Below are 7,850 nucleotides of genomic sequence, written 5' to 3'. Positions count from 1 at the left end.
TCATGCGCTCCCTCACCGCGTACGACCACTGAACCCCTTGGCATCAGTCATCTAGGCCGCCTGCAGTTCCAGCCGTGCCCCGAACTCCCGCACCGCGGGCTCGTCGCGGTAGGGCTCGAGCCGCTGCCGGAAGTCGTCCAGATACTCCGCCCCCCGGTTCGACCGCAGTGTGCCCAGCAGCTCCATGGCCCGGGCACCGGTGGCACAGGCCTCCTCCACCTCGCGCTGCTGGGCATGCGCCGTGGCCAGCAGCAGCATTCCGATCGCACGCCTGCGGACCCGCCCCTGAGGGTGCGCCACCAGCGCCTCCTCCGCATGCCGCCGGGCGGGCTCGGGCTGCCCCAGATCCCGGTGGCAGTGGGCCAGTTCATCGGCCAGATACCCGCGGTCGAAGTGCCGGATCCAGGACGGGTCGTCACCGGACTCCGGTCCGCTGTCGGCCTGTTCGAGCTTGGTGACGGCCTTGGCAGTGACGGTCTGGCAGGAGCGGGCGTCGCCCAGCAGTGCGTGCCCGCGCGCCTCGGCGGCGTAGAACATCGCCTCGACCCGGGGGGTGACCTGTCCCCGGGCCCCTTCCTGCGCGGCCTTGGCGAGCTGGGCGATCTCCCGCGGGTTGCCGAGCGAGGCGGCGAGGTGGCTCATGCTCGCGGCCAGGACATAGCCGCCGTAACCGCGGTCCCCGGCGGCCTGGGCCAGCCGCAGGGCCTGGATGTAGTAGCGCTGGGCGAGCCCCGGCTGGCCGGTGTCCACCGCCATATAGCCGGCCAGCTCGGTCAACCGGGCGACGGCGGCGAAGAGTTCACGCCCGACCGCCTCCCGGTAGGAGCCGGCGAGCAGCCCGGAGACAACGCTGTTGAGGTAGTGCACGACCACCGGACGGACATGCCCGCTGCCGTACCGGTGGTCGAGCTCGACCAGCGCCTCGGTGGTGGCGCGGACGGCCTCGACGTCGGACGGGCCGACCCGGGCCCCCGCGCTCCGCGCGACCTGTGGATCCGCCCCGGTGATCAGCCAGTCGCGGCTGGGCTCCACGAGCGCCGAGGCGGCGACGGAGGTGCCGCTGAGGAAGTCCCGGCGGCCGACGTCGCTGCGCCACAGTTCACAGACCTGCTCGATGGCTCCCATGACGGTCGGAGAGAACTGCAGGCCCACGCCGGAGGCGAGGTTCTTGCCGTTGGCCATGCCGATTTCGTCGATGGTGACGCTGCGGCCCAGCTTCCGCCCGAGGGCTTCGGCGATGACGGCGGGCGCGCGCCCGCGCGGCTGCTGGCCGCGGAGCCAGCGGGCGACGGACGTCTTGTCATAGCGAAGATCGAGACCGTGCTCGGCGCCGCACATGTTGACCCGGCGCGCCAACCCGGCGTTGGAGCAGCCGGCTTCCTGAATGAGCGCCTGCAGCCGTTCGTTCGGCTGCCGCGCAACGAGTGGCCGTGCGGCCATCTGTAACCCCCTGAGACTGCTATGCGTTCGCGACGGTCAGCGATGAACGCCGCGAAGAGCGAAGAAGCTGAGACGACGGAGAGCACCGTCTCTGTGATCTTTTCCCCCCTGATGTCCGTAGAATGCGGGACTTTCCCGCATTGCTGGCAAAACGACGGTGATGCGGTGACTGTCTCGGCTTCCGCCCCGCAGGTGGCTACCCCTTCCCGGAGTCCGGCCAGCCTCTGCGCCCCCGTACATGCATCCGTGCGCCCCGTGTGCTGTTGGCGTCCCGCGGGTGCCGCAGGAACCCCGGCCACGCCGCTCGGGGACATGCGTTCCCCATGGTCACGCCGCCTCGCCGGCGGGCGCTCCGGGTGCCGTTCCGGGCAGGCCGCCATAAGCCCGAGCCTGAGCCGTAACCGCTGGTGACAAGGGGAGTTGTGATGAACGTGGAAGAGACCATCGGAGTAGGAGCCCCGCGCATCCCCCAACAACGCGGCGAGCGGGCGCTCGACGCCGCCGTTCGGTACGCGGATGAGCGGCACTGGGACGTTTTCGCAGGCACCTGGCTGGAGGCCGGGGACGGCCGGGAGCGCTGCTCGTGCGGCGAAGTCGACTGCCCCGCACCCGGCGTCCATCCGGCCCGGCCGGACTGGGCGACACAGGCCTCGGGCAGTGCGGTCGGCGCCCGCCGCATGTGGGCGAAGCACCCCCACGCCTCGGTGCTGCTGCCCACCGGCCGCACCTTCGACGCGCTGGACGTCTCCGAGTCCGCCGGCTGTCTGGCCCTGGCCCGCATGGAGCGGATGGGGATCGAGCTCGGCCCGATCACCTTCACCCCGTTCGGCAGGATGCTGTTCTTCGTGCTGCCGGGCGGGGCGCTGAAGGTGGCGGACGCCGCCCGCAAGCTCGGCTGGCGGCCGTCCTCCCTCGACCTGGTCGCCCGGGGCGAGGGCGACTATGTGGTCGCCCCGCCGAGCCGGGTGGGCAACCGCGGAGCGGTCCAGTGGGCCCGCCAGCCCACCGCCGCCAACCGCTGGCTCCCCGACGCGGAGGAGTTGGTGAGCGCCCTGGCCTACGCCTGCGGGGGGGTGTCCGCGGACGTCCGCGGTCGCTGACGTTTGTCACATGTGCCCGCCCTCCGCCGCCTCTAACCTGGTCCCGGGGGCGGGCCCTGCCGCCACCGGGCACCACGGAACGAGGGATGGCAGTGGGACAGGACCAGGCGACCGCGGCGGTGCGGGTCGAGGGGCTGTGGAAACGATTCGGCGAGCAGGTGGCGGTCGCCGGAATCGATCTTGAGATACCGGCGGGCCGGTTCATCGGGCTCGTCGGGCCCAATGGCGCGGGCAAGACCACCACGCTGTCCATGGTCACCGGGCTGCTGCGCCCCGACTCCGGCCGGGTCGAGATCGCCGGCCACGACGTCTGGCAGGACCCGGCCACGGTGAAGTCCCGGATCGGGGTACTGCCCGAGGGGCTCAGGCTGTTCGAGCGGCTCTCGGGCCGGGAACTCCTCGCCTACACCGGGCGGCTGCGGGGGCTGCCCGGCGACGAGGTCGACCAGCGGGCCACCCAGCTGCTGGATGTCCTCGACCTCGCGGGCGCACAGCACAAGCTGGTCGTCGACTACTCCACCGGCATGCGCAAGAAGATCGGCCTGGCGGCCGCCCTGCTGCACAACCCGGAAGTCCTCTTCCTCGACGAGCCGTTCGAGGGCGTGGACCCGGTGTCGGCCCAGTCGATCCGCAAGGTGCTGGAGCGCTACACCGCCTCCGGTGCCACCGTGGTCTTCTCCAGCCATGTGATGGAACTGGTGGAGTCGCTGTGCTCCTGGGTCGCCGTGCTGGCCGCCGGACGCATCCGGGCGCACGGTCCGCTGACCGAGGTGCGGGGCGACGCCCCCACCCTGCAGGACGCCTTCCTCGAACTGGTCGGCGCACGCGGGCGGGCGGACGGCGAGAGCCTCGACTGGCTGGGCGGCGGCGCCCGATGAGCACCGCGACCGCCTCCCTGACCCCGGTCTTCGTCCGGCTGAAGCTGTCGCTGCTGCGCAACGGCCTGCGGCAGTCCACCAAGCGCAAGGCCGTCTACATCGTCTCCTGGGCCCTCACCGCCCTGGTCGCCGCGCTCCAGTTGCTGGGCCTGGCGGCGCTGCACGGCCATGCGCACGCCGCGGCACTGACCGTGCCGCTGATGGTGCTGCTGGCACTGGGCTGGGCGTTCCTTCCGCTGTTCTTCCCCAGTGGTGACGAGACCCTGGACCCGACCCGGCTGGTGATGCTGCCGCTCAAGCCCGGGCCGCTGATCAGGGCCCTGCTGCTCACCTCGCTGATCGGCATCGGGCCCGCGTTCACCCTGGTGATCATCATCGGCTCGGTGATCGGCACGGCACACGGCCCGGCGGCCGCCCTGGCCGGCATCCCGGCCACCGTGCTCACCCTGCTGATCTGTGTGGCCCTGGCCCGGGCGGTGGCCACCGCCAACGTCCGGCTGCTGTCCAGCCGCAAGGGCCGCGACCTGGCGCTGCTGAGCGGTGTGGTCATCGCGGTGGGCGTGCAGTTCGTCAACCTCGCCCTGCGGGCGCTGAGCGACGCCGGGCTGGCTCGGCTGGAACCGGTGGCGGATGTCCTGGGCTGGGTGCCGCCGGGCTCGGCGCTGGGCGCGGTACGGTCCGCAGGCGAGGGCTCCTACGGCCTGGCCGCGGCCCAACTGGCCCTGGCCGTCGCCGCGTTGGCCGCCCTGCTGCAGTGGTGGCAGCGCGGCCTGACCAAGCTGATGACCTCGCCGGACTCCTCCACCATCGCGGCCTCGCGGCCCGGCAAGGCGCCCGCCCGCAGCGGGACCGGCCTGGCCCGGCTGCTGCCCGAGGGGCGTACCGGCGCGGTCATGCTGCGCACCCTGCGGTATGCGTGGCGCGACCCCAAGACCAAGATGTCCTGGACGACCCAGCTCGCGGTCGGGGTGATCGTGCCCTTTGTCAACGCGGCGCAGGGCAATGGCAGCATCTGGTTCGTGCTGATGCCCGCCTCCCTGCTCGGCGTGCTGATGTACAACCAGTTCGGACAGGACACCTCGGCCTTCTGGATGGTGCTCCAGACCATCGGTACGACCCGCGACGCCTACCTGGAACTGCGGGCCCGCGCCCTGGCGTTGGCCCTGGTCATGGTGCCGTACCTGGTGCTGCTGGTGACCGCGCTGGCCGCCTTCACCGGCGACTGGCCGAACTACCCGGTCGCGCTGGGGCTGTCCCTGGCGCTGATCGGCGGGCTGTTCGCCACCGGCGCGCTGGCCTCGGCGCGCTACCCGTACTCGATACCGCAGGGCAGCGCCTTCAAGAACGTGGCGCCCGGCCAGACCGCCCTGGCCTGGTTCAGCATGCTCGGCGTGCTGGTCGCCGCGGCGCTGTGCGCCCCGCTGGGCGCGCTGGCCATCGGGTTCCATCTGGCGGACGCGCACGGCCTGTTGCCGCTGTTGCTGCCGCTGGGCATCGGCTACGGCCTGCTGCTGGCCTGGGTGGGACTGCGGCTGGCCGCACCGCGGGTGGTGCGGCGGCTCCCGGAGATCCTCACCGCGGTCAGCAAGTAGCCGACTCCACATGGCCGTCCGGCCGCACCAGCAGTTCGGTGCGCTCGGCGTCGGCACGGGTGACCGTGGTGACGCCGTCCTCCGGCTCCGCCGGGCCCGCGGAGCGGGGCCGCACGCGTACATACGTGCCCGCGCGCAGCGCCTCGTACAGACGGGTGGGGCCGGTGCCGTGCTCGGCCAGCGGGAGGTCGGGGGCGCGCCGGCCGACCAGGGGGTGCGATCCGGGCGGCGCCGGGTAGGCGATGCCCAGGCCCGACACGGTGAGCGCGAACCGGCGGCCGACGGCCGGCACCCGGGCGAAGGCCATGGCCGCCGAGTCGCGCAGGGTCTTGACGACCGGTGAGGTGATCAGGACCGCCCGGATGATGGCACCGCTGACGCGCAGGACCTGCCTGCCGACCGGATGCCGTTCCTCCTGGTAGCTGTCCAGGAGGCGGTCCCCAGCCCGCCCCCGGACCACGGCGGCGAGCTTCCAGCTCAGGTTGGCGGCGTCCTGCAGCCCGGTGTTCATGCCCAGGCCGCCGGCGGGCGAGTGGACGTGCGCGGCGTCGCCGGCCAGGAAGACCCGGCCGTCGCGATAGCGGGGCACCTGGCGCTCGTCGCTGTGGAAGCGCGAGGTCCAACGGGCGTCGCGCATGCCGAAGTCGGTGCCGAAGAGGGCGCGGGTGACGGACCGCAGGGCGTCGAAGTCCACCGGTGCGTCGGAGGGCAGCCGGCTGCCGCGCTCCCAGGCGATGGCGCGGTACCAGCCGTCGCCGAACGGCACGATGAAGGCGAACCCCTCGGCACCGGCCCGGACGGCGGGCACCTCGCGGGGCGGGGCGTCCAGCCGGACGTCGGCGAGCATCACCGAGGTGAGGACGGAGCGGCCGGGGAAGGGCATGCCGAGCGCCTGCCGCACCGCGCTGTGCACCCCGTCCGTGCCGACCGCATAGCGTGCCCGCAGCGTCCGCGGGGCGCCCGCCGCCTCCTGGACGTCCACCTCGACGCCGTCGGCGTCCTGCCGCAGCCCGGTGCACTTCGCTCCGCGCCGGATGTCGACGCCCGCCTCGACGGCGCGCTCCTCGAGCACCCGCTCGGTCTGCTGCTGCGAGACGATCAGGACGCCCGGGAAACGGGTCGGCAGCCCGGAGAAGTCGAACGGGGTCCCGCCGAAGACCTGGAACCTGCCCACCAGGGTCCCGGCGTCCAGCAGCTTCTCCGCGAGACCGCGGGCGTCCAGCACCTCCAGGGTGCGGGCATGGACGGCGAAGGCCCTGGTGAGGTTGGACTCCTGGGCCCGCCGCTCGAGCAGTACGACGCGGATTCCGGCGGCGGCGAGATCGCCCGCCAGGAGGAGGCCGGTGGGGCCGGCGCCGACGATCAGGACTTCCGTGGTGAGCGGTTCGGTGTGAGCGGACATGACGGCTCCCGGTTCGGCTCGCGGTGCGCTGCCTCTGGTATCCAGTGCACACCTGCCGGGGATTTATGTCAACGGGCGTTGAATTTCTGTTCGGAGCGGGGCGACGCGGGGTGTCACACCGCCGCCTCCAGGAATGGCTCCGCCACCCGCCGCCAGGCGCCCGGCTGGTCGTAGTGGACGAGATGGCCCGCATCGGGGACCTCCGCATAGCGGCCGTGCGGCAGCACCCGCACCATCTCCTGCGCCTCCGCGCGCCCCAGCTCGCCGTCCAGCCCGCGCACCACCAGGGCGGGGCACTCGACCAGTGCCAGCTCCTCCCAGTGCGCGTCATGGGCATAGGCCGCACGGGCCAGCAGCATCTGGCGGCGGAAGAAGAGCGGCCGCCAGCCGTCCGCCCGCTCGGCCATCACCTCGGCATAGAAGTCGCCCCGGGCCGGGGCGGGCCGCTCCAGCGTCGGATCCTCCTCGCCGAACCACTTCCGCACATCCGCCAGCGTGGCGAACGGCACCGGCCAGGACCTCAGCCACTCGCCCCACCTGCGCTGGGTGGCGGCGCCCAGCGCCGAGGCCCGCATATCGCAGATGACCAGCGCCCGCACCAGGTCGGGCCGGTGGGCCGCGAGCTGCCAGGCCGTGAGGGCGCCCATCGCATGGCCGATGAGAACGGCGGGCGCCAGGCCGAGCTGCTCGATGGCCGCCGCCGCGTCGGCCACATACGCTTCCCGGGCATACGGCCCCCCGACGGGCTTCCCGCTGCGACCGTGCCCCCGCTGGTCGAGCGCCACCGTGTGACGGTGCTCGGAGAGCCAACGGGCCGTCTCCGCCCAGTGCGCCGCCCGCCCCATCAGACCGTGCAGCAACAGCACCCCGCCCGCGCGGCCCGCCCCGGCCCCGCCCAGCCGGCCGGCCGGCTTCGACCGGTCGGCGAACTCCCAGGCGGCCAGCCGCACTCCACCGCTTCCGCTTACATCGATCCGCCGCGCCATGACTCCTGACACCCCCACTTCACCCCCGGACAGCTCCACCTTATGGAACCCCCTTTCGAATGAGGTGGCCGTCGCACGCAACACCCCTCGTTTGAGTGACCGGACTCGAGGGTTGGCCGTCGGCGCCAAGGGGAGAAATCGACCTGGGCGCGGACTGCTCGGGGAAGAAGGTCCGCGAGGCGCACTCTGGGAGCTCGGGGCCCCGGGGCGCCACGGGGGAAATTCGGGGAGGCGGGGCCCCGGTGCCCGACAGGGCACCGGGGCTCTTGTCACGCCTCATGCGAAGCCCCTCCCTGGTCGGTCGGCGTATGCGCATATGCCACAACGCCAGCGTGACACGCTCCGGGGACGGGTGTGCCGTTTCCGCCGACTCCGGCCGCGCTCTCGGCAGTTGACCACAGAACCGGCCGCACGCGGCCGGGCAGGAAGGGCCGGGCGGCCATCGGCGGCCC

At 72.8% G+C, this 7,850-nt stretch carries 6 protein-coding genes; 3 read left to right on the top strand and 3 right to left on the bottom strand.

Going from position 1 to position 7,850, the window contains the following annotated elements:
* Positions 1–51: 51 nt before the first annotated feature.
* The gene (locus tag ABCR83_RS19470; protein WP_462696338.1) at positions 52–1,440 is read right to left on the bottom strand and encodes a transcriptional regulator; all 1,389 of its coding nucleotides are present in this window, start codon (positions 1,438–1,440) and stop codon (positions 52–54) included.
* Between the two features lie 425 nt (positions 1,441–1,865).
* Here ABCR83_RS19470 and ABCR83_RS19465 point away from each other — a divergent pair, with 425 nt between their 5' ends.
* The 3 genes from ABCR83_RS19465 to ABCR83_RS19455 all read left to right on the top strand — a co-directional run bounded on the left by ABCR83_RS19465 (position 1,866) and on the right by ABCR83_RS19455 (position 5,010).
* Positions 1,866–2,540 (top strand): bifunctional DNA primase/polymerase, encoded by a 675-nt coding sequence (locus tag ABCR83_RS19465; protein ID WP_462696337.1) that lies wholly within the window; start codon positions 1,866–1,868, stop codon positions 2,538–2,540.
* A gap of 86 nt (positions 2,541–2,626) precedes the next feature.
* Positions 2,627–3,418, top strand: a complete 792-nt coding sequence (locus ABCR83_RS19460; protein WP_462696336.1) for an ABC transporter ATP-binding protein — start codon at positions 2,627–2,629, stop codon at positions 3,416–3,418.
* Positions 3,415–5,010: a transporter gene (locus ABCR83_RS19455; RefSeq protein WP_462696335.1), complete on the top strand. Its 1,596-nt coding sequence runs from the start codon at positions 3,415–3,417 to the stop codon at positions 5,008–5,010. Before ABCR83_RS19460 ends, ABCR83_RS19455 begins: the two co-directional genes overlap by 4 nt.
* Here the strand turns inward: ABCR83_RS19455 and ABCR83_RS19450 are convergent.
* Positions 5,000–6,412 carry an FAD-dependent monooxygenase gene (locus ABCR83_RS19450; RefSeq protein ID WP_462696334.1) on the bottom strand — a complete coding sequence of 471 codons (1,413 nt, stop codon included), beginning with the start codon at positions 6,410–6,412 and terminating at the stop codon, positions 5,000–5,002. The two genes, ABCR83_RS19455 and ABCR83_RS19450, sit on opposite strands and share 11 nt — an antisense overlap.
* A gap of 113 nt (positions 6,413–6,525) precedes the next feature.
* Positions 6,526–7,398 carry an alpha/beta fold hydrolase gene (locus tag ABCR83_RS19445; protein WP_462696333.1) on the bottom strand — a complete coding sequence of 291 codons (873 nt, stop codon included), beginning with the start codon at positions 7,396–7,398 and terminating at the stop codon, positions 6,526–6,528.
* Positions 7,399–7,850: the final 452 nt, after the last annotated feature.

It is taken from the genome of Streptomyces xingningensis, assembly GCF_054957865.1.
Note: the sequence above shows the minus strand (reverse complement) of the source record. Positions and strands in the feature narration are given on the sequence as shown.